The organism is Mesorhizobium sp. Cs1299R1N3 (genome assembly GCF_037179625.1).
In the GTDB taxonomy this organism is placed as follows: domain Bacteria; phylum Pseudomonadota; class Alphaproteobacteria; order Rhizobiales; family Rhizobiaceae; genus Mesorhizobium; species Mesorhizobium salmacidum.
This window is the reverse complement of the sequence record NZ_JAPYKQ010000006.1, coordinates 233,856-253,919: the sequence shown is the minus strand read 5'-3', so window position 1 is coordinate 253,919 and position 20,064 is coordinate 233,856. Positions and strand designations below refer to the sequence as shown.

The following is a 20,064-nucleotide window of genomic DNA, read 5'->3' as shown; positions in this document are numbered from 1 at the left end:
TAAGCCGGCACTACGGCTGAACGCTCCTATTCCGCGCTACGACTACCTCCGGCCGCCAGACCGCATCATTCCTTGCTGCAGACCATGGATAACCTAGCGGCGGCACCTCGATGCCGCCGCCGGCCTTCAGGCCGCCTGCTGTTCGTTCTGCGGAAACATTGCCTTGCGGGACTCGGCATCGAACTCGTGCTTGAAATTGTGAGCAGCCTTCATCTCGAGGGCGCGTTGAATGGCTGGGCGGGCCGCCATTTGAGACATGAAGCGCTCGACATTGGGGTACACCGCCAAGCCATCGGCGCCGAAGATGAAACCAGCCGAAGCGGCCCAGCCCCAGAGCGCCATGTCGGCAATGCTGTAGGCCTCACCCGCCAGATACCGGGATCGGCCCAAATGCTCGTCGAACACCGCATAATGCCGTTCGACTTCCTTCCTATAGCGGTTGATCGCATAGGGAAGCGTCTCGGGCGCGTAGTGCATGAAGTGAATCGCCTGGCCCGAGAATGGCGAGAGGCCCGTCGCCACCAGTTGCAGCCAGGACAGCATGGTGGCGTATTCGGTGCGAACTTCCGGCAAGAAAGCGCCATGCTTGCCGGCCAGATAGAGCAGGATTGCGTGCGAGTCGAACACGATGGTGCCGTCATCGACGATGGCCGGAACCTTGGCATTCGGGTTAATGGCCTTGAATGCCGCCATATGCTGTTCACCCTTGAAAATATCCACGGGCTTCAAGGCGAAGGGGAGTTCCAGCTCCTGGAGCAGCACGGCGACCTTCATCGAATTGGGCGTCGCATGAAAATAGAAATCGATCATCAGTTGTCCTCGGTTTTGCCTGTCGCCTGGCCGGATTTGGTTCGCGATCATGGCCTGCGCTGAACATGCCGGGGCCATGGCGGCAACACAAATCGATCCTGAAACTTGGTGCAATCGATGCGATGAGTGCCTCCTTGCCGTGGACACGCGAGGCCCCGGGCGCAAGGTCGAAAGGTATCAAACCGATCGATGGGTCCTATCGGGCATCGGAATTTCCGCAGCGCGTGGAGACCCCCTAGATCACCGCCATTGATGATCGAAAGGAACTCGAAATGATCCATCGCAATCTTCTGGCCAGCGCGGCGACTGCCGTCATTTTCGCCCTCGCCTGCCCCGCCTTCGCACAGGATATCGCCTTCCGCTCGGACCAGTCCTATCCCGAGAGCTTCACCTACTCGGCGAAGCAGGACGTCTTTCTGGTTGGTTCGGTAACCCGGGGCCTCGTCGCCAAAGTCGATAAAGCCGGGGCCTATACGCCCTTCATCGCCGACGACCGCCTGGTCTCGACGGTCGGCCTTCTGGAGGACGACGCCAGAAACACGCTTTGGGTTACCAATTCCGATCCCGGCGCCGGCGCCCGCACCGCCGCCGCCACCCAAGGCACGCTGGCGGCCATTGCCACCTACGACGCCACCACGGGCAAACCGAAAGCATACTACGACCTGGGAAGCCTCCGTGAAGGCAGGCACTTTGCCAATGACATTGCCCTCGACGCCGACGGCAATGCTTACATAACCGACAGCTTCGCCCCATCGATCTACAAGATCGATACCAAAGGGAAGGCCTCGATCTTCGCCCAGAGCCCGCTTTTCCTGACCTCGCAGGGTTTCAACCTGAATGGCATTGCCTGGCACAAGGACGGCTACCTGCTGGTCGGCAAGTACAATAGCGGCGAATTGTTCCGGATCAGCACGACCGATCCGACCGATATCAAACCGGTCAGGCTGCCCGAAGCGCTCGTCGGCGCCGATGGCATCCACCTGATCGACGCAGAACACCTGCTGGTGGTACAAAACCTCGGTGCCGACCGCACGGTGGAACTGACCTCCACCGATGGCTGGCGGTCCGCGACCATTCTGCGCGAGAAAAACAGCGCCCTCTCCATGCCGACCGCAGCCACGACAGCGGGCGACGCCATCTATGTTCTCAACGCCCGGCTCGACACATTGTTCGATCCCAAGGCGGTCAAGGTCGGCGACTATCTGCTGCAGGAGTTTTAGGACAACAGGGCCGGGCACATTGCCCAGCCTTTCCTGAGCATTTCCAGCGAAAGTGCGAACGCAAACCACTTCGCAATTTTGCTGGAAATGCTCTAGCCGCGGCCAGACCTCGCGCTCTGCAGAACCTGCTTGCGCAGCCAGGCATGGGCGGCGTCAGCGCTCATGCGCGGGTGCCAGAACAGGTTCATCTCGAATGGTGCCAGCTCAAGCGGGGCTTCGATGATGTCAAGGACCTCGTCGAACCGCTGCAAGAACCGACGCGGCAGGGTACAAATCAGGTCTGTGCTGCCCAGGATCAGCGGCGCCAGCGCATAGCTTTGGACGGAGACGCTGACGTGGCGCGCACGCCCAAGATCGGCCAAGGCATTGTCGATCATGCCCGTAAAATGGCCGCCGCTGGTTGAAATCAAAAGGTGATCGAGTGCGCAAAACGCATCGAGGGTGAGCGGTCCACTGCCCCGTGGATGGCCGCGCCGCTGGGCTGTGACGAAATCCTCCTGGAACAGCTTGCGCGCAATCAACCCCTGCGCTCCATCCTCGGCAACGCCGATGAACACGTCAATCTCCCCTTGTTCCAGGTCCTCGGCGATCCTCGCCTTGTTAGGCATTGTGAAGGCCACTTTGACACCGGGCGCTTCGGATTTGACAAGCGGGATCAGGTCTGGCGCCAGGATCGACACCGGGTTGTCCGTGGCGGCGATGCGGAAGACGCGCTTGCTGGTCGCTGGCTCGAACACCCGGGCCGTACCGATAAAATCGTTCAGTTGTTCAAGCAGCCGCGCCAGTTCGGGTTGAAGCGCCAGCGCGTGTGGCGAGGCAACCATCCCCCGGCCAGAGGTCGAGGGAATGAATAGCGGATCGCCCAACAACTGCCGCAGCCGCATCAGCCGTGCCGACAGCGCCGACTGCGTGATATTCAGGCGGGTCGCGGCATGGGTAACGTTCTTGTCCTTGAGCAGGGCATCAAAGGTCAGCAGCAGCCCAACATCAAATTCCGCCAGAAAGTGATTCAATCTCGGTCTCCGCCGCATATCAGCCGGCATGACATTATCTCGACCACCGTCATATCATGCGAGATGAAGAGGTAGGCAACGCCGAATTCGAACTGAAACTGCTTCAACAGGTCGAGCACGCGCGCCTGCACCGGGACGTCGAGCGCCGAGACGACTCGGCACCTATCAGCTTTGGAACGCCGATCTGGAGCTGATCACCCCTTCCCCGCCCGCCCGAGCACCCGCGCGTAAACCTCCCCGACAATCCCGCGCCGAAACACCAGCACGCAGACCATGAAGATCAGGCCGGTGGCGATTGTGACCGGGAAGCCGGAGGTGGCCAGCGTGTTTTCCAGGCCGACGACGAGGCTGGCGCCGATGATCGGGCCGACCATGGTGCCGATGCCGCCGAGAAGCGTCATCAGGATGACCTCGCCCGACATCTGCCAGGTCACGTCGGTGAGTGTGGCGAACTGGAAGACGATCGCCTTGAGGGAGCCGGCGAGCCCGGCCAGCGCCGCCGACATGACGAAGGCGCCGAGTTTGTAGCTGGCTACGGAATAGCCGAGCGAAATGGCGCGGTTCTCGTTTTCGCGGATCGAGCGCAGGATCATGCCGAAGGGCGAATTGACGATGCGCCAGATGGCGAAGACGCCGAGCAGGACCACGGCAAGCACGAAATAATAGATGTTCATCGGGGCATTGAGGTCGAGGACGCCGAACAGGACGCCGCGCGGCACGCCCTGGATACCGTCCTCGCCTTGCGTGAACGGCGCCTGCACGCAGAAGAAGAAGAACATCTGCGACAGCGCCAGCGTGATCATGGCGAAATAGATGCCTTGCCGGCGAATGGCGAAAAAGCCCATGACGAGGCCGAGCAGTGCGGCGCCCGCCATGCCGAGCAGGATGCCGGCTTCCGGCGGCCAGCCCCAGACCTTGACGGCATGCGCGGTGAAGTAGGCGGCGCCGCCAAAGAAGGTGGCGTGGCCGAAGGACAGGAGGCCGGTGTAGCCGAGCAGGAGATTGAAGGCGCAGGCAAACAGCGCGAAACACAGCATCTTCATCAGGAAGATCGGGTAGACGAAGAACGGGGCTGCCAGCAGCGCCAGTATGCCGAGCCCGACCAGCACCCATTCAAGCCGTGCCGAGGGGTTGGCCGATGCCTCGCGGAGCGAAAGCTCTGCCATGTCCGATGTTTCTTCCGACATCTCAGGCGTCCCTTCCGAACAGGCCGGCCGGCCGGACCAAAAGCACGATCGCCATGATGACGAAGACCACCAGGTTGGAGGCCTCGGGGTAGAAGACCTTGGTCAGGCCTTCGGCGAGGCCAAGCATGTAGCCGGTGACGATCGCGCCGAGGATCGATCCCATGCCGCCGACCACGACCACCGCGAAGACGACGATGATGAGATCCGATCCCATCAGCGGGCTAACCTGATAGATGGGCGCGGCCAGGATGCCGGCGAGGCCGGCCAGCGCCGAGCCGAGGCCATAGGTGAGGGTCAAAAGCAACGGCACGTTGACGCCGAAGGCCTGGACGAGGCGAGGATTCTCGGTTGCCGCGCGCAGATAGGAGCCGAGCCTGGTCTTCTCGATCAGCGCCCAGGTGCCAAAGCAGACGACCAGCGACGCGACCACCACCCAGCCGCGATAAATGGGCAGGAACATGAAACCGAGATTGGTGCCGCCCGCCAGCAGCGGCGGCACGGCGTAGGGGTTTCCCGACACGCCGTAATAGTAACGGAAGATGCCTTCGAGCACGAGCGCGAGGCCGAAGGTGAAGAGCAGGCCGTAGAGCGGATCGGTGTCGTAGAGCCTGGACAGCGCCAGGCGCTCGACCACGACGCCGAACAGCCCGACGATCAGCGGCGCCAGGATCAGCGCCGGCCAATAGCCGATGCCGAGATGGGTGAACAGGAGATAGCCGATGAAGGCGCCCAGCATATATTGCGCGCCATGGGCGAAATTGATGACGCGCAGCAGGCCGAAAATCACGGCCAGGCCGAGGCTCAGCATGGCGTAGAAGGAGCCGTTGATCAGGCCGACCAGCAACTGGCCGAGCAATGCCTGAACGGGGATGCCGAAGATCATCGTCATGGCGCCATCATACACCCAGAATTTCGTGGAGCAGCGTCATGCGGTCCGCCAGTTCGCCGGTGGGGAAACCGGCCACGACCTTGCCGTGCTCCATCAGGTAAAAGCGGTCGGCGACACGGCTGGCGAAGCGGAAATTCTGCTCGACCAGCAGGATGGTCATACCGCGCTGCTTCAACGTCGCCAGCAACTCGCCGATGCGCTGGACGATGACCGGCGCGAGGCCCTCGGTCGGTTCGTCCAGGAGCAGCATCTTGACGCCGGTCCGCAGCATGCGCGCTATCGCCAGCATCTGCTGTTCGCCGCCCGACAGCCGCGTGCCCGGGCTGTTGCGCCGCTCCTTCAGATTGGGGAAGAGATCGAAGATTTCCTCGACGCTCATGCCGCCCGGGGCAACGACAGGCGGCAGGACCAGGTTCTCGTCGACGGTCAGCGTCGAGAAGATGCCGCGTTCCTCCGGCACGAAGCCGATGCCCTGGTGCGCGGTGCGGTGCAGCGGCAGCCGCATCAGGTCGGCGCCGTCGAAAACGACTTTCCCGGTTCGCCGGCGGATCAATCCCATGATGGCGCGCAGCGTCGTCGTCTTGCCGACGCCGTTGCGGCCGAGCAAGGTCACGGTTTCGCCGGCAAACACTTCGAGGTCGACGCCGTGCAACGCATGGCCCTCGCCATACCACGCATTGAGACCGCGGACCGCGAGCAGGGGCGAAGCACTAGTCATCGGCGGTGCCCATATAGGCCACCTTGACGCGTTCGTCGCGGCTGACGGTGGCGTAATCGCCGGCCGCGAGCACCCCGCCGCGCTGCATGACCGTTATCCAGTCGCAGAGATCGGCGACCACCGTCAGATTGTGCTCGACCATCAATACCGCGCGGTCGCTCGCCACCGACCGGATGAGGGAGGAAACCGTGGCCACGTCCTCATGGCCCATCCCGGCCATCGGCTCGTCCAGCAGCAGCACTTTCGGGTCAAGCGCCAGCGTCGTGGCGATCTCGAGCACGCGCTTCCTGCCATAGGAAAGATCGCCTGCCAGCCTGTTCGTGGCGTCGTCGAGGCCGACGGAACGCAGCAGCTCCATGGCGCGCGGCGTCAACCGGTCGAGCGCCGCCAGCGAGCGCCAGAACTGGACGCCGAGCCCCGCCGGCCGCTGCAGCGCGACGCGCACATTGTCGAGCACGCTGAGGTGCGGAAAGATCGCCGATATCTGGAACGAGCGCACCAGCCCCATCCGCGCCACCCTGGCCGGCGAGGTGCGGGTGATGTCGTGCCCGAGCAGCTCGATCCTGCCGCTGGTCGGCGCCAGGAATTTGGTCAGCAGGTTGAAAACGGTGGTCTTGCCGGCGCCGTTGGGTCCGATCAGCGCATGGATGTTGCCATGGCGGACATCGAGGTTGACATTCTTGACGGCAACGAAGCCGGCGAAGTCACGCCGCAGGCCGCGGGCGGAAAGCACCACCCGCGGCTCTTCCGCGTTCAGATCGGGCGGCACCATGGCCGCGCCGGTCACTGGGCGGCCGTCGGACAGCCGCTGTCCTTCTCGCTGAGGAAGGCCTCCTTGCCGGGAATGGTGGCGAGGTATTTGTAATAGTCCCAATCCTTGGTGCTCTCGCTGGGCGCCTTGACCTGGTAGAGATACATGTCGTGGACCATGTTGCCGTCGGCCTGGACCTTGCCGCCGGTGATGGCGGCGTCGTCCACCGGCAGCGAATGGAGCTGCTTGGCGACCGCTTCGGTCTCGTCGGTGCCGGCCTTGTCGATCGCCTTCAAATACTGCGTCACCGCCGAATAGGTCGCGGCCTGGATCATGTTCGGCATGCGGTTGGTGCGCTTGAAGAAGCGCTGCCCGAATTCGCGGCTCTTGTCGTCGCGGTCCCAGTAATAGCCCTCGGTCAGCACGACGCCCTGCGCCGCCTGCAGGCCGAGCCCATGCACCTCGGCCAGCGTGAACAGGAGTGCTGCCAGGCGCTGGCCGCCCTGCACGATGCCGAACTCGGCCGCCTGCTTGATGGAATTGGAGGTGTCGAGGCCGGCATTGGCGAGCCCGATGACCTTGGCGCCCGACGATTGCGCCTGCAGCAGGAAGGATGAATAGTCGGTCGCGCCGAGGGGATAACGCACCTCGCCCAGCACCTTGCCACCATGGCTCTCGACGAATTTGGCGGTCTGCTCCTTCAGCGAATAGCCGAACGCATAGTCGACGGTGACGAAGAACCAGCTGTCGCCGCCCTGCTGCACGAGTGAGCCGCCGGTGCCCACCGCCTGCGAGTGGGTATCATAGGCCCAGTGGAAGCCGTAGGGCGAGCACTGCTTGCCGGTGAGGTCGGTGGTCGCCGCACCAGTGACGATGTCGATCTTCTTCTTTTCCTTGGAAATCCCCTGCACGGCGAGCGCGACCGAAGAGGTCGTCAGCTCCATGATGGCATCGACCTGTTCGGTGTCGTACCACTGCCGTGCGATGTTCGAGGCGATATCGGGCTTGTTCTGGTGGTCGGCGCTGATGATCTCGACCGGCGCGCCCTGGACCTTGCCGCCGAAATCCTCGACCGCCATCTTGGCCGCCTCGACCGACCATTTGCCGCCGAAATCGGCGTAGACGCCGGATTGGTCGTTGAGGATGCCGATCTTGACCTTGCCATCGGAAATCTCGGCGGCCGAGGCGGTGGTGGCCGCAAGGAGCGCGGCGGAAACGACATAGCATAGCTTCATGAGTCTACTTCCTCCCAGTGTGGATGAATCCGGCCGCCCCCTACGATCGTCATCCGCAAGCACTATGAAACATTAGGAAAATCAGGCGGAAGGGCAAGGGGCGGCCGCGGATTTCATGGCGGCGAGGCCGACCCGATCGCGTGTGACACGAATATGTGAAGTCGGCCGGCACACCAATCTTGTTGAAGTTGGACGGCTTCAGCCCTCGGCGGCGACGAGATGGCCGTTGCCGACATCGCTCAGCGCCAGTTTCAGCGGTGCCTCGCCGATCCGGCGGGTGGCGCTGGGGATCTCCTGATCGAGGCGGGCAAAACGGCTTCTGCGCTGCGCGGGATCGGGCACCGGCACGGCTTCGATCAGGCGCTTCGTGTAGGGGTGGCGCGGGTTCGAAAAAACCTGGTCGCGCGTGCCCATCTCGACGATCTGGCCGAGATACATGACGGCGACACGGTCGGAGATGTTCTCGACCACGGCCATGTCGTGCGAAATGAAGAGATAGGCGACGCCGAACTCGCGCTGCAATTCCTTCAACAGGTCAAGCACGCGCGCCTGCACCGAGACGTCGAGGGCCGAGACGCTTTCATCGGCGATGATCAGTTTTGGCCTGAGCGCCAATGCCCGGGCGATGCAGACGCGCTGGCGCTGGCCGCCGGAGAATTCGTGCGGATAGAGCTCCATCTGGTCCGATGACAGGCCGACGCGGTCGAACAAGGCCGCTACCCGCTCGCGGCGCTCTTCCTTCGAGGCGATGCTGTGGATGACCAGCGGTTCGGCGACGAGGTCGCCGACGCGCATGCGCGGGTCGAGCGAGGCGAAAGGATCCTGGAAGATCATCTGCACGTCGCGACGCACCGCCTTGCGCTCGTCGCGGCCGAGACCGGACAAGTTGCGGCCGCCGACAACGATGTCGCCGCTATACGGCACCAGCCCGGCCAGCGCCTTGGCGGTGGTCGACTTGCCGCAACCGGATTCGCCGACCAGCGCCAGCGTCTCGTTGGGCGCGATCGAGAAGCTGACGCCCTCGACGGCGTGCACGCGGCGGGTGACCCGGCCGAGAATGCCGCCGCGCAGGTCGAAGCGGACATGGAGGTCGTTGACCGTGGCAACGGAGCTCGAGTGCTCGGCGGAAGACCCCCTCATCCGGCCCTGCGGGCCACCTTCTCCCCGTGGGGGAGAAGAGAAAGTTGACGTCACGGCCAGTTCCTCATCTTTCCGTTGGGCAGAAGAGACTGGCGCGAACGTCGAAGAACTCCTCTCCCCTGGGGGAGAGGTCAGCCGAGCGGAGCGGAGGCTGGGTGAGGGGGCCAGCGCCGAGTCAGGACCCCGTCGCTTGCCGATGCGCGGCACGGCGGCCAGCAGCTCGCGCGTGTAGTCGGCTTGCGGGCGGGCGAAAATGTCCGACGTCTTGCCTTCCTCGACCATGCGCCCATGCCGCATGATGATGACGCGGTCGGCCATTTCGGCGACCACGCCCATGTCGTGCGTGATCAGGATGACGCTGGTGCCATGCTTTTGCTGCAGGTCGCGCAGCAGTTCCAGCACCTCGCCCTGTACGGTAACGTCGAGCGCCGTGGTCGGCTCGTCGGCGATCAGCACGTCCGGTTCCAGCGCCAGCGCCATGGCGATCATCACGCGCTGGCGCATGCCGCCCGACAGTTCATGCGGAAATTGCCTTAGCCGGCTTTCGGCTTCCGAAATGCGCACCGCCTTCAGCGCCTCGACGGCGCGCTGGCGGGCCTGGCTGGGCGACAGGCTGGTATGCGCCTCGATGGATTCGGTGAGCTGGCGGCCGATCGACAGCACCGGATTGAGCGAGGTCATCGGTTCCTGGAAGATCATGGCGATGCGGTCGCCGCGAATGCGCCGCATCCGGCGTTCGTCGAGGGCGGTCAGCTCGGTCTCGCCCAAATGGACCGTGCCGGCGGAGATGCGCGCGGCGGGCTGCGGCAGGAGCTGCATGATGGCCAGCGCGGTCATGGATTTGCCGGAGCCGGACTCGCCGGCGATGCACAGCGTCTCGCCGCGGGAGAGCGTCAGGGAGAGGTTGGCGACGACCTCGTGGGAGCCCTCCTCGCCGCGCACGGCGACGGAGAGGTTGGTTATGGTGAGGATGCGGTCTGGGGTCATCGCGAGGACAGGATTCTGAGAAGTTTGTTGCGGCACGCCCCCCTCTGTCCTGCCGGACATCTCCCCCTCAAGGGGCGAGATTGGCAGCTTCGCCGACTCGCCTTCTTGATGACGATGATGGTTGGCGAAGACCGAGGTGACATCCGATCTCCCCCCTTGAGGGGGAAATGCCCGGCAGGGCAGAGGGGGGTGCCTTGGCGCTGACCCAACTTCATTCAAACACGCAACGGGGAAAATAGAACGACACCACCCAGTTCGGCATGTCGACAATCTCGCTGATCCTGAGATCGCCGCAGACCGAGGCCAGCATGTAGGCTTCGACCGGGTCGATGTGGTAGCGGCCGGCGAGCAGGTCGACCATCTGGGTAACCGCTTGCTTCGCGCCACTCATCAGGTCCGGACCGATCCCCGTCGTCACCTCATAGCCCTTGGCATCGAGATGCCTGGTCACCGGTCCCGATGTGGTGAAGCGTGGCGTCTTCAGCCTGGCATCTTTCACCAAATCGAGTTTCAGCACGACATCCATCGGACTTTCGATCGCCGTGCCGCAAACCTCGCCGTCGCCTTGCGCGGCATGGGTGTCGCCGACCGAGAACAGCGCGCCCGCCACCTCCACCGGCAGATAGAGCGTGGTGCCGGCGGCGAGATCGCGGATGTCGAGATTGCCGCCGACGCGACGCGGCGGCACCACCGAGTGGTGGCCCATCTCGGCCAGCGCATTGCCGATCGTGCCGGCGAATGGTTTCAGCGGCACGCGGGCATTTTTGCCGAACAATGCCGGTTCGAGCGAGACCGCGTCGTATTTCCAGATGTTCAGCGCCGGCTCCTTGAAGTCGTCGGCGAGCAGGCCAAAACCCGGAATGTTCGCCGTCCAGCCGAAGCCGGACGGTTTGAACATCTCGATCGTCACCTTCAGCGCGTCGCCCGGCTCGGCACCCTCGACGAAGATCGGCCCGGTGACCGGATTGATCTGGCCAAAGTCGAGCTTGGCAATGTCGGCGGCGGTGCTATCCGGCTTCAGCTGGCCACCGCCGGCATCCAGGCACTGGAACTCGATGGTCGAGCCGGGCGCCACACGCTCAGCCGGGACAAACGAATTGTCCCAGCCGTAATGGTGATGGCGCCCGTGGATGGTGTAGTCGCAGTTATTGCACATCTTTTACGTACACATTGTCGTAGTTGATCGGGATATGGACCGGGTCGACATAGAGATTGTCGGCGCCGCCCATGCGGGCCGATTTCATGGTGAAGCGCTGCTCGTTGAAGACCGGCGCCCAGGGCGCGTCCTCCATCACCTTGTCGTAGATGGCGCTCCACATCTTGTCGCGCTCGCCTGCCTTGGCCGGGTCGACCACCGAGTCGGCCTCGGCCGCCTTGGCATCGAGATCCTTGTTGCAATACCACGACCAGTTCCAGCCGCCCGGCACGGCACCGGCGCAGCCGAGGATCGGGCCGTAGAAGTTGGACGGATCGGGGAAGTCGGCGATCCAGGCCATGCCGCCCGACCAGATCATCGGCGCGCCGGCCTTGTCGCCGCCGGCGGCAATGACGTTGGCCTGCGCCAGCGACTGGATGCTGGCCTTGATGCCGATCGCCGCCAGGTCCTGCTGGATCGCCTGGGCGATGCGCGGGTTGGGGTCGGTGTTCATGGCGAACAATTGCGTCTCGAAGCCATCGAGATGGCCGGCCTCGGCCAGCAGCGCCTTGGCCTTGGCGACGTCATAGGGATAGCCCTTGTACTCCTTGTCGTAGCCCGGCATCGACGGCGGCAGCGGCTGGTTGGCCGGCACGGCGCGACCGTTGATGATCTGGATGATGCGCGCCTTGTTGAGCGCCATGTTGACGGCCTGGCGCACCTTCACATTGTCGAACGGTGCCATGGTGGTGTTCATGGTGACGTAGCCGGTGTGCAGCTGTCCGCCTTCGACGACGCGCGCCTTCTGCTCGGGATCGGCCATCACCTCCTGGAATTTTGCCGGCGGAATGCCGTCGCCGGGCACGTCGATCTCGCCCTTCTGCAGGCGCAGCAGCGCCACGATCGGCTCCTGGCCGATCTCGAAGGTGATCTTGTCCAGATGCGGCAGGCCCTTGTGCCAGTAGTCCGGGTTGCGCTCGAAGACGATGCGCTGGCCGAGCGTCCACTCGGCCAGCTTGAAGGCGCCGGTGCCGACCGGATGCTTGCCGAAATCGGCGCCGTATTTCTCGACCTCTTCCTTCGGCACGACATGCGAGAAGTTGATGGCCATGACATGCAGGAAGGTAGCGTCCGGGCGGGTCAGTTCGAACTTCACCGTGTAGGGGTCGACGACGGTGACACCGGCTAAGCTTTCGGCCTTGCCGGCGGCGACATCCTCATAGCCCTTGATCGAGCCGAAGAAGCCGGCGCCGGGGCTCTGCGTCTTCGGATTGGTGACGCGGTCGAGCGAATATTTGACGTCGTCGGCGGTCATCTCGCGGCCATTGTGGAACTTCACGCCATGGCGCAGCTTGAAGGTGAAGGTCTTGCCGTCGGGCGAAATCTCGTAGCTCTCGGCGAGGTCGGGCTTGAGATTGGTGGTGCCGGGCTCGTAGTCCATCAGCCCGTCGAACAGGCTCTTGATCATCGACCAGTTCTGCCAGTCATAGCCGATTGCCGGATCGAGGGTCGCGACGTCGTCCTTGTAGGTGATGGTGATGGCGCCGCCCTGCTTGGCGTTGGGATCGATCGTGTCCTCGGCCCGGGCGCTCGTCATGCCAAGCATCAGCGCCAGCGCCGATGCGGCCACGGTTGATGCGAGAAACTTTTTCATTGTTATGTTCCCTTTCTCTGTTTGTGTTCTTGGTTTCATCCGAGCTTGATGCTCATCTCAGTTTGATACGGGGGTCGATGAAGGGCGCGATGATGTCGGCCAAGAGGTTGCCGAGCACGATGGCGAAGGCCGAGACCAGGGTGACGCCCATGATGATCGGGATGTCGACGCGCTGGATGGCCTGCCATGCGAGCTGGCCGATGCCGGGCCAGCCGAACACGCTTTCGACGACGACGATGCCGCCCATGAAGATGCCGATGTCGATGCCGATCATGGCGATGACCGGCAGGATGGCGTTGGGCAGAGCGTGGCGGAAGATGATGGCGCCGCGCGCCAGACCTTTTGCACGCGCGGTGCGCACATAATCCTGGCGCAGCACGTCGATCATCGACGAGCGCATCATGCGCGCGTACCAGCCGGCGCCGAGAATGCCCATGGTCAGCGAGGGCAGCACGAGGTGGCGCCACGTGCCGTAGCCGCCGATCGGGAACCAGCTGAGCCTGACGGCAAAGACATAGAGCAGCAGCAGACCGACGACGAATTGCGGCGCCGAGACGCCGACGAAGGAGGCGACCATCAAGGTCTGGTCGGTCGCGGTGCCGCGCTTGACGGCGGCGATCAGGCCCATGGAGAGGCCGATCAGCAGTTCGCACAAAATGGCGCCGAGCATCAGAAGCAGGCTGGCCGGCAGCCGTGAGACGATGAGCTCGGTCACCTCGGAGCGCTGGATATAGGAGCGGCCGAGATCGCCGCTGACGAGCTTGGTCAGGTAATGCCAGTACTGGACGATGAAGGGCTGGTCGAGGCCGAGCTGCTGGCGGATGTTCTCGACCGTCTGCGGCGTGGCGCTGCGGCCGGCGATCTGGCGCACCGGATCGGCGGGCAGGAGATAGAGCAGCGCGAAAGTGATCAGCGAGACGCCGAGCAGGATCAGCAGCGACTGGATCAGGCGGCGGCCGAGATAGGCGATCATGCCCGGCCCCTCTGCGTCGGGTCGAGGATGTCGCGCAGCGCATCGCCGATCAGGTTGAAGGCCAGCGCCAGCGCCAGGATCGCGGCGCCGGGGAAGAACACCAGCCAGGGTGCGGCCTGAAAGTAGGTCTGGTTCTCGAAGATGATGTTGCCCCAGGAGGCCGTCGGCGGCTGCACGCCGATGCCGAGGAAGGAGAGCGTGGCTTCGAGCAGCACGGTGGTCGAGATGCCGAGCGTGCCCCAGACGATGATGGTCGGCAGCAGATGCGGCAGGATGTGGCGAAACAGGATGCGCGGCGCGCTCGCCCCGATGGTGCGCTCGGCATCGATGAACTCGCGTTCGGCGAGCGAAGACGTCTCGGTGTAGATGACGCGGGCGGTCTGCACCCAGTTCACCAAGGCGATGACCATGGCAACGATCCACAGGCTGGGCTGGAATACCGCCGCCAGGCAGATGGCGAGCAGAAGCGCGGGAAAGGCCATCATCAAATCGGTGAAGCGCATCAGCGCGCTGCCGATCCAGCCGCGGAAATAGCCCGCGGTGACGCCGACAAGCGTGCCGATGAACAGCGCCACGCCATTGGCGACGATGCCGATGATCAGCGAGGTGCGCGCGCCATAGAGGATGCGGGTCAACAGGTCGCGCCCGAGCAGGTCGGTGCCCAGCCAGAATTTCGCGCTCGGCGGCAAAGGCGAGCCCTCGATGGTCAGGCCGTCGAACATCTGTTCGTTGGGATCATAGCCGGTCAGCCACGGCGCCAGGATCGCGCCCGCGACGACGACGGCGACGATGACCAGGCCGAGCAGCGCAAGGCGGCGCTTGACCAGCCGGCGCCAGACGCCGGCGCGCGGCTTGGCCGGCATGCGTCCGGCCGTGAGATCAGGCGCGATGGGACTGGTCATCGCCGCTCTCTTCTCCGGTCTTGGCCTCTCCCGTTATGTCTTCGGTCATCGCCACGATACGTCGCGCGGCGTCCTCGACGCTGATCTGCCAGCTCATCGCCAGCGAGCGCAGCTGCGCATAGGCGCGGTCGTCGTCGCTGCCTTTCGACAAAGCCGAGACAGCCCGCACGATGGTCTGGCGTTCGGCGACGCGCTGGCGCAGCGCGGCGATCTCGCCGGCTAAATGTTTTCTCGCCTCGAACCCCTGGCGCGCGATGAGCAGCGCACTGTAGACGCCGGCATTGCCGACCGGCTTCAGGAGCTGGGCGTCGGCCTTGTGCGACAGCGCCCATTCGATGCGACCCGGCGCCTCCGAACCGATCAACGCCACCAGCGGCATCGGCGCCTCGCCCGGTTTCCAGGGGAATTGCTCGTCGAAACCGAGATCGGCGTCGAAGAAGACGAAGTCCGCGGCCAGCGCCTCCGGCGCCAGTTCCGGCCAGCAGTCCACGGTGACAAGCCCGATGGCTGACAATTGCCTGGTGATCGCCTGCACCGTCGGGTGCGGACGATGCAGGACAAAGGCCGTGGCGCCGCCGAGATTGGGGATGCGCGGGGTCCGGGTCACGACACCACCCGCAAGCGCGGCCGGCCGAATGTTTTTGCGGGGTCGTAGCGCGACAAATAGGGGTCCGGCGCGACCTCGTCGTCGCGGCTGACGACTTCGAAGTAGCCATCCGCGATCCGGCCGATGATGACAGGCAGCGTGGCGTGCTGGGAGTGCGCGTCGATGGCGATCGGGCCGAGCCGGGTGGAGAAGCGCCGTTCGGCGAAGGTCTTTGAAAATTCCGCCGGGCCGGCGTCGGGATCGCGCGACAGCACGTCGGCCATCACTTGCACCGAGGCATAGGCGGAGGCTTCGAAGGAGGAGGCGAAGGCGGCCGGCCTTGGTGCGAAATAAGGTCCGACCGATAGATGGCCCTTGCCCGTTTCGCCGATCGCCGGCAGTTCACCCTCGGTTAGGTTGCAGGAGATCACCGGGCAAGAGTCAGGACTGAAAGCCGCATCCTCGCCCGCCAGATCGCGATAGGCCGCCAGGAAGGCATAGGACGAGGTGCCGATCAGATTGTTGAGGATGAAATTCGGCCGCGTCGCCCGGATTTCGGCGATCAGCCGCGACACGTCGGTCTCGCCAATGCGCAGATAGCGCTCGCCCAAAACCTTGCCGCCGGCGTCGGCGATCAGGTCGCGCGCCACGCGGTTCATCTCCCAGCCCCAGATGTAGTTCGAGCCGAGCAGAAAACCGTTGGCGCCGAAGCGCGGCACGACATGGGCCAGCAGCGGCACCAGATGCTGGTTGGGGCAGGCATGCATGTAGACGACATGCTCGTTGGCTTCGAAACCCTCATAGGGGCAGGCGTACCAGAGCATGCCGCCGGCCTTTTCCAGCACCGGAATCGTCTCCTTGCGGCTCCAGGAGGTGACGCAGCCGACGACGTGGCGCGCGCTGCTGGTCCTGAAAATGTCCTCGCACAGCGTCGCGTAGCGATCGGCATTGCTTTGCGGATCGCGCTCGACCGGCACCAATTCGATGCCCGAGCTCCTGTCGGCATTGATGTCGGCGATGGCGCGCATGGCGCCGATGCGGCACGCATCGGAAACGAGCTGATAGCTCCCGGAGCGGGAATAGAGGATGCCGATCTCGATGCGCCGTTTCAAACAGAACCCCAGAAATGACAATGCCCCGCAGCCAGCGCCGGGAAGGGCGAGGCATACGAGGCATGTTTGCCGCCCGGCGATCAGAGCCGGTATTTGCCTTAGCGTATTCGGTCCGGCGGCTCAGTCAAGCCCTCAACGCCATCCGCGTCAAACACCGAGTGTCCGGCCATCCCTGGGTTCCCGCGCAATCCGCTGCCGCTATTTGGCCGCCGGCCTGTGTTGGCGGGCATAGGCCACGCAAGCATCCACGGTGGAGACACAAAGCGCGTCGCGCTTGTTCGGTAGGTTGTTGTCGCCGGCGTAGGCAACTTCGGCGACGCGGCCGCCGACCATGCGAACCTGCGTGTCGCAGTAGCCGCCTGGAGCGACATTGACGGAACCGCCGACCGTCGGGATGGCCCCCACGGCCAAGGCAGGAACGACGACGCTGAGATTGCCGCGCTGGACGACGCGCTTATAGGTCCAGATCTGCCCGGACTGGCCGACATCCGCGGTGGCGGTCGGAAACCCCGCGCACATTCGAAGGTCGGCTTCGCTGAGGCCGACCATCTCCTTGCGAGCGGCCGCCGCGGTGGGATCGACCTTGGTCATGCGCGACGTGTCGTCGGGAACGACGCAGGAAGACTGGACGACGACGACGAGGCCAGAAAGGGCAAGCTTTCGAATACAGGAAAATGTCATACCGATTAGTTGAGATCGCGTGGCGCCCGGCCGCCCTCTCTACCTAGGCAAGCAGACCGCCGGATCAACCCGCACGCCTTCACGAAAAGGTGGCTGGGCAAGCCGCAGAGCTTTTTGCACTTCCGCTCGCCATGGATGAACCCGCCGGACGAAGGACGTCCATCATTTCCGGGCGATGTCCTCGAAGCGCGTCTTGTGCTCCCTTCCCCGGAATTTTTGAGAGAATATTCCCGGCTTTGCCGAGAACGGCGAAACATGTTCTTTGATAAAATCGATAGAATTTCTGACGATGTGATCAAGCTTGGGCAATCCGCCTTGCTGCCATGACTTCACAACCGCGGAGATCAATCATGTCCGACCTCACCAACACTTCGTCTTTTTCCCCAAGGTCAACCCTGAACCGCCGCAGCGGCCTGGCTCTGCTGTTCGCCTCGGCTGTTGCGATCGGCAGCCTGATGGCACCGCATGCGTCGTTCGCCGAGGACAAGAAGGCGATCAAGGTCGGCATCATCAGCGGCGAGGACGAGGATGTCTGGCGCGTCGTGGTCGCTAAAGCCGCCGAGAAGGGCCTGAGCATCGAGACCGTGGTGTTCAACGACTACACCCAGCCCAACGAGGCGCTGGAGCGCGGCGAGATCGATGCCAACGCCTTCCAGCACCAGCCTTATCTCGACAACCAGATCAAGACGCAGGGCTATCACATCGTGCGCGTCGGCTATACCGGCGTGTGGCCAATCGGCCTCTACTCAAAGAAGTACAAGGAGGTCGCGGACCTGCCGGAGGGCGCGGTGATCGGCCTGCCGAACGACCCGTCCAACGAAGGCCGGGCGCTGCGCGTGCTGCAGAATGAGGGCGTGATCAAGCTCAGGGATGGCACCGGCATTCTCGCCACCACCGCAGACATCGCCGAAAGCCCCAAGAAGGTCGAGATCAAGGAACTCGACGCCGGCATCGTCGGCCGTTCGGTCGAGGACCTCGACGCCGCCGTGGTCAACACCGACTGGGCGCTGAAAAGCGGCCTGACGCCGGAAAACCGCATCGCCCAGGAGCCTATCGCAGACAATCCCTACCGCAACTTCATCGCGGTGAAGGCCGGCAACGAAAACGAGGCCTGGGTGAAGACCCTGGTGGCGTCCTACCAGAACGACGCGGTCAAGGCCGAGTTCGACAAGGTCTACAAAGGCACAGGCCTCAGCGCCTATTAAGACCATCCGGGCACTGATGTGCCTTTGACCGGGACAGCGGTCCGCGCAATGCGCGGGCCGCGATCGTATTTTCAGGATCCGCCCATGAACCAGCATTTCACCGCAACCACCGAGCCCGGGGATCAGGCCGCTACACAGGACGTGGTGCGGCTTGTCGACCTGAAGCGCCGTTTCGGCGCGACGGCGGCGCTCGACGGCATTTCCTTGACGGTGCGCAAGGGGGAGATCCTCGGCATCATCGGCCGCAGCGGCGCCGGCAAATCGACGCTGATCCGCTGCCTGAACGGGCTGGAGCGTCCCGATTCCGGCGAGGTCTTGATCGAGGGCCGCGAGATCAGCCGGCTTGGCGAACGCGACCTGCAGCCGCTGCGGCGGCGCATCGGCATGATCTTCCAGCATTTCAACCTGCTGTCGGCCAAGACGGTCGAGGACAATGTGGCGCTGCCGCTCAAGATCGAGGGCCGGCCGAAGGCGGAGCGGCTGAAGCGAGCGGCAGAACTGCTCGATCTCGTCGGCCTGTCGGAGAAGGCGAAAGCCTATCCGGCGTCGCTGTCCGGTGGCCAGAAGCAGCGTGTCGGCATTGCCAGGGCGCTTGCCGCGCGGCCAGCGCTGCTTCTGTCGGACGAGGCGACCTCGGCGCTCGACCCGGAGACGACCCGCTCCATCCTTGCCTTGCTGAAAGACATCAACCGGCGGTTCGGCCTGACCATCCTGCTGATCACCCATGAGATGGAGGTGATCCGCTCGATCGCCGACCGCGTGGCGGTGATCGACGCCGGGCGCATCGTCGAGGAAGGGCCAGTCTGGTCGGTGTTCGCCGATCCACGTTCCGAGATCACCCGCAGCCTGCTCGGCGCCATCCGCCCGCGGCTTCCGCCGGAGCTGGCGGCGCGGCTGCTGCCGGCGGGCGGCACCGAAACGATCTTGCGCGTCGACGTGGCGGGCGAAGCGGCGCGGGGGCCGCTGCTATCCGACCTCGCCGCCGCCGTGCCCGGTGCTTTTCGCCTCATCCATGGCGGCATCGACCATATCCAGCAACAGCCGGTCGGAACGCTGTTCCTCTCGATCCCCGGCAATCACGCAAGCCACCTCGCAGAAGTGATCACATTCCTGAAGTCCCGCCAGGCGCGGGTGGAGGTACTTGGCCATGTCGCCGATCCTGTTTGAGCTTCTGTTGCGATCGATCTGGGAGACGGTGCTGATGACCGCCGCCTCCGGCCTGATCTCCCTGGTCTGCGGCCTGCCGCTCGGGCTGGCACTGATTGCCACCGAACGCGGCGGCATCGCCGAAAGCCCGTGGGTGAACCGCGTGCTCGGCGCCGTCATCAACGGCTTCCGCTCGGTGCCCTTCATCATCCTTCTGGTGGCGCTGATCCCGCTGACGCGGCTGATCGTCGGCACGTCGATCGGCACATGGGCGGCGATCGTGCCGCTGTCGATCGCCGCCACGCCCTACTATGCGCGTATCGCCGAAGTCTCGCTGCGCGAGGTCGACCACGGCCTGATCGAGGCGGCGCGCGCCATGGGCGGCAACCGCTGGACGATCATCCGCGAGGTGCTGGTGCCGGAAGCGCTGCCCGGCATCGTCGCCGGCTTCACGGTGACGCTGGTCACACTCATCGGCGCCTCGGCGATGGCGGGCGCCATCGGCGCCGGCGGGCTGGGCGACCTCGCGATCCGCTACGGCTATCAGCGGTTCGAGACGTCGGTGATGATCGCCGTGGTGATCGTGCTGATCATCCTGGTCTGCGGCATCCAGTGGGTGGGTGACCGGCTGGTGGCGAGACTGGATCGGCGGGGGTGATGACTGAGCCAACGAGTTATGCGACGATGTCTTCGATGAGTGCCTGCAGTGGCGTTTCGGAA

General features: G+C 64.2%; 19 protein-coding genes and 1 pseudogene. 4 read left to right on the top strand and 16 right to left on the bottom strand.

Annotated features, from left to right (window positions below):
- Positions 1-126: 126 nt before the first annotated feature.
- Positions 127-810: a glutathione S-transferase family protein gene (locus tag O7B34_RS16375; protein ID WP_337147023.1), complete on the bottom strand. Its 684-nt coding sequence runs from the start codon at positions 808-810 to the stop codon at positions 127-129.
- A 272-nt stretch (positions 811-1,082) separates the two neighbouring features.
- Between O7B34_RS16375 and O7B34_RS16370 the strand changes: the two genes are divergently transcribed.
- Positions 1,083-2,030 carry a hypothetical protein gene (locus tag O7B34_RS16370; protein WP_337147022.1) on the top strand — a complete coding sequence of 316 codons (948 nt, stop codon included), beginning with the start codon at positions 1,083-1,085 and terminating at the stop codon, positions 2,028-2,030.
- A gap of 92 nt (positions 2,031-2,122) precedes the next feature.
- On the opposite strand, the gene O7B34_RS16365 is transcribed toward O7B34_RS16370, so the two are convergent.
- From O7B34_RS16365 to O7B34_RS16300, 15 genes and pseudogenes are all read right to left on the bottom strand, one after another.
- Positions 2,123-3,043, bottom strand: a complete 921-nt coding sequence (locus O7B34_RS16365; RefSeq protein WP_337147021.1) for a LysR family transcriptional regulator — start codon at positions 3,041-3,043, stop codon at positions 2,123-2,125.
- A 20-nt stretch (positions 3,044-3,063) separates the two neighbouring features.
- Positions 3,064-3,195, bottom strand: a pseudogene (locus O7B34_RS32185) (ABC transporter ATP-binding protein); the annotation flags it as partial.
- A 42-nt stretch (positions 3,196-3,237) separates the two neighbouring features.
- On the bottom strand, positions 3,238-4,209 hold the full coding sequence (locus O7B34_RS16360) for a branched-chain amino acid ABC transporter permease (RefSeq protein WP_337141251.1): 972 nt from the start codon (positions 4,207-4,209) through the stop codon (positions 3,238-3,240).
- Positions 4,210-4,231: 22 nt separating this feature from the next.
- Positions 4,232-5,119, bottom strand: coding sequence for a branched-chain amino acid ABC transporter permease (locus O7B34_RS16355; RefSeq protein ID WP_140750041.1), 888 nt, complete (start codon positions 5,117-5,119; stop codon positions 4,232-4,234).
- 7 nt (positions 5,120-5,126) lie between these two features.
- The gene (locus tag O7B34_RS16350) at positions 5,127-5,837 is read right to left on the bottom strand and encodes an ABC transporter ATP-binding protein (protein ID WP_015314622.1); all 711 of its coding nucleotides are present in this window, start codon (positions 5,835-5,837) and stop codon (positions 5,127-5,129) included.
- Positions 5,830-6,609 carry an ABC transporter ATP-binding protein gene (locus O7B34_RS16345; protein ID WP_337147117.1) on the bottom strand — a complete coding sequence of 260 codons (780 nt, stop codon included), beginning with the start codon at positions 6,607-6,609 and terminating at the stop codon, positions 5,830-5,832. The genes O7B34_RS16350 and O7B34_RS16345 overlap by 8 nt, the downstream gene beginning before the upstream one ends.
- Positions 6,610-6,620: 11 nt before the next feature.
- On the bottom strand, positions 6,621-7,823 hold the full coding sequence (locus O7B34_RS16340) for an ABC transporter substrate-binding protein (protein WP_337147020.1): 1,203 nt from the start codon (positions 7,821-7,823) through the stop codon (positions 6,621-6,623).
- Between the two features lie 198 nt (positions 7,824-8,021).
- On the bottom strand, positions 8,022-9,950 hold the full coding sequence (locus O7B34_RS16335; RefSeq protein WP_337147019.1) for an ABC transporter ATP-binding protein: 1,929 nt from the start codon (positions 9,948-9,950) through the stop codon (positions 8,022-8,024).
- A 211-nt stretch (positions 9,951-10,161) separates the two neighbouring features.
- The gene (locus tag O7B34_RS16330) at positions 10,162-11,106 is read right to left on the bottom strand and encodes an acetamidase/formamidase family protein (protein WP_337147018.1); all 945 of its coding nucleotides are present in this window, start codon (positions 11,104-11,106) and stop codon (positions 10,162-10,164) included.
- The gene (locus O7B34_RS16325) at positions 11,096-12,739 is read right to left on the bottom strand and encodes an ABC transporter substrate-binding protein (protein ID WP_337147017.1); all 1,644 of its coding nucleotides are present in this window, start codon (positions 12,737-12,739) and stop codon (positions 11,096-11,098) included. The genes O7B34_RS16330 and O7B34_RS16325 overlap by 11 nt, the downstream gene beginning before the upstream one ends.
- Before the next feature lie 52 nt (positions 12,740-12,791).
- On the bottom strand, positions 12,792-13,712 hold the full coding sequence (locus O7B34_RS16320; RefSeq protein WP_337147016.1) for an ABC transporter permease: 921 nt from the start codon (positions 13,710-13,712) through the stop codon (positions 12,792-12,794).
- Positions 13,709-14,614: an ABC transporter permease gene (locus tag O7B34_RS16315; protein ID WP_337147014.1), complete on the bottom strand. Its 906-nt coding sequence runs from the start codon at positions 14,612-14,614 to the stop codon at positions 13,709-13,711. Before O7B34_RS16315 ends, O7B34_RS16320 begins: the two co-directional genes overlap by 4 nt.
- Positions 14,592-15,221 (bottom strand): ANTAR domain-containing response regulator, encoded by a 630-nt coding sequence (locus tag O7B34_RS16310; RefSeq protein WP_337147013.1) that lies wholly within the window; start codon positions 15,219-15,221, stop codon positions 14,592-14,594. The genes O7B34_RS16315 and O7B34_RS16310 overlap by 23 nt, the downstream gene beginning before the upstream one ends.
- Complete coding sequence (locus O7B34_RS16305; RefSeq protein ID WP_337147012.1) at positions 15,218-16,312, bottom strand: transporter substrate-binding protein; 1,095 nt, start codon at positions 16,310-16,312, stop codon at positions 15,218-15,220. The genes O7B34_RS16310 and O7B34_RS16305 overlap by 4 nt, the downstream gene beginning before the upstream one ends.
- Positions 16,313-16,510: 198 nt before the next feature.
- Positions 16,511-16,993 (bottom strand): hypothetical protein, encoded by a 483-nt coding sequence (locus tag O7B34_RS16300; protein ID WP_337147010.1) that lies wholly within the window; start codon positions 16,991-16,993, stop codon positions 16,511-16,513.
- 350 nt (positions 16,994-17,343) lie between these two features.
- On the opposite strand from O7B34_RS16300, the gene O7B34_RS16295 reads away from it, so the two are divergent.
- The 3 genes from O7B34_RS16295 (at position 17,344) to O7B34_RS16285 (ending at position 20,002) form a co-directional block, all read left to right on the top strand.
- Entirely contained in the window at positions 17,344-18,198 is an 855-nt protein-coding gene (locus O7B34_RS16295; protein WP_337147008.1) for a MetQ/NlpA family lipoprotein, read from the top strand.
- An 84-nt stretch (positions 18,199-18,282) separates the two neighbouring features.
- Positions 18,283-19,365 (top strand): methionine ABC transporter ATP-binding protein, encoded by a 1,083-nt coding sequence (locus tag O7B34_RS16290; protein ID WP_337147007.1) that lies wholly within the window; start codon positions 18,283-18,285, stop codon positions 19,363-19,365.
- Positions 19,346-20,002 (top strand): methionine ABC transporter permease, encoded by a 657-nt coding sequence (locus O7B34_RS16285; protein ID WP_337132793.1) that lies wholly within the window; start codon positions 19,346-19,348, stop codon positions 20,000-20,002. Before O7B34_RS16290 ends, O7B34_RS16285 begins: the two co-directional genes overlap by 20 nt.
- The last annotated feature ends 62 nt before the right edge of the window (positions 20,003-20,064 follow it).

Excerpts from the sequence above, each read along its gene's own strand:
- O7B34_RS16375 (WP_337147023.1), bottom strand. The coding sequence starts at position 810 with ATGATCGATTTCTATTTTCATGCGACGCCCAATTCGATGAAGGTCGCC.
- O7B34_RS16370 (WP_337147022.1), top strand. The coding sequence starts at position 1,083 with ATGATCCATCGCAATCTTCTGGCCAGCGCGGCGACTGCCGTCATTTTC.
- O7B34_RS16360 (WP_337141251.1), bottom strand. The coding sequence starts at position 4,209 with ATGGCAGAGCTTTCGCTCCGCGAGGCATCGGCCAACCCCTCGGCACGG.
- O7B34_RS16355 (WP_140750041.1), bottom strand. The coding sequence starts at position 5,119 with ATGACGATGATCTTCGGCATCCCCGTTCAGGCATTGCTCGGCCAGTTG.
- O7B34_RS16350 (WP_015314622.1), bottom strand. The coding sequence starts at position 5,837 with ATGACTAGTGCTTCGCCCCTGCTCGCGGTCCGCGGTCTCAATGCGTGG.
- O7B34_RS16345 (WP_337147117.1), bottom strand. The coding sequence starts at position 6,609 with ATGGTGCCGCCCGATCTGAACGCGGAAGAGCCGCGGGTGGTGCTTTCC.
- O7B34_RS16340 (WP_337147020.1), bottom strand. The coding sequence starts at position 7,823 with ATGAAGCTATGCTATGTCGTTTCCGCCGCGCTCCTTGCGGCCACCACC.
- O7B34_RS16335 (WP_337147019.1), bottom strand. The coding sequence starts at position 9,950 with ATGACCCCAGACCGCATCCTCACCATAACCAACCTCTCCGTCGCCGTG.
- O7B34_RS16330 (WP_337147018.1), bottom strand. The coding sequence starts at position 11,106 with ATGTGCAATAACTGCGACTACACCATCCACGGGCGCCATCACCATTAC.
- O7B34_RS16325 (WP_337147017.1), bottom strand. The coding sequence starts at position 12,739 with ATGAAAAAGTTTCTCGCATCAACCGTGGCCGCATCGGCGCTGGCGCTG.
- O7B34_RS16320 (WP_337147016.1), bottom strand. The coding sequence starts at position 13,712 with ATGATCGCCTATCTCGGCCGCCGCCTGATCCAGTCGCTGCTGATCCTG.
- O7B34_RS16315 (WP_337147014.1), bottom strand. The coding sequence starts at position 14,614 with ATGACCAGTCCCATCGCGCCTGATCTCACGGCCGGACGCATGCCGGCC.
- O7B34_RS16300 (WP_337147010.1), bottom strand. The coding sequence starts at position 16,993 with ATGACATTTTCCTGTATTCGAAAGCTTGCCCTTTCTGGCCTCGTCGTC.
- O7B34_RS16295 (WP_337147008.1), top strand. The coding sequence starts at position 17,344 with ATGTCCGACCTCACCAACACTTCGTCTTTTTCCCCAAGGTCAACCCTG.
- O7B34_RS16290 (WP_337147007.1), top strand. The coding sequence starts at position 18,283 with ATGAACCAGCATTTCACCGCAACCACCGAGCCCGGGGATCAGGCCGCT.
- O7B34_RS16285 (WP_337132793.1), top strand. The coding sequence starts at position 19,346 with ATGTCGCCGATCCTGTTTGAGCTTCTGTTGCGATCGATCTGGGAGACG.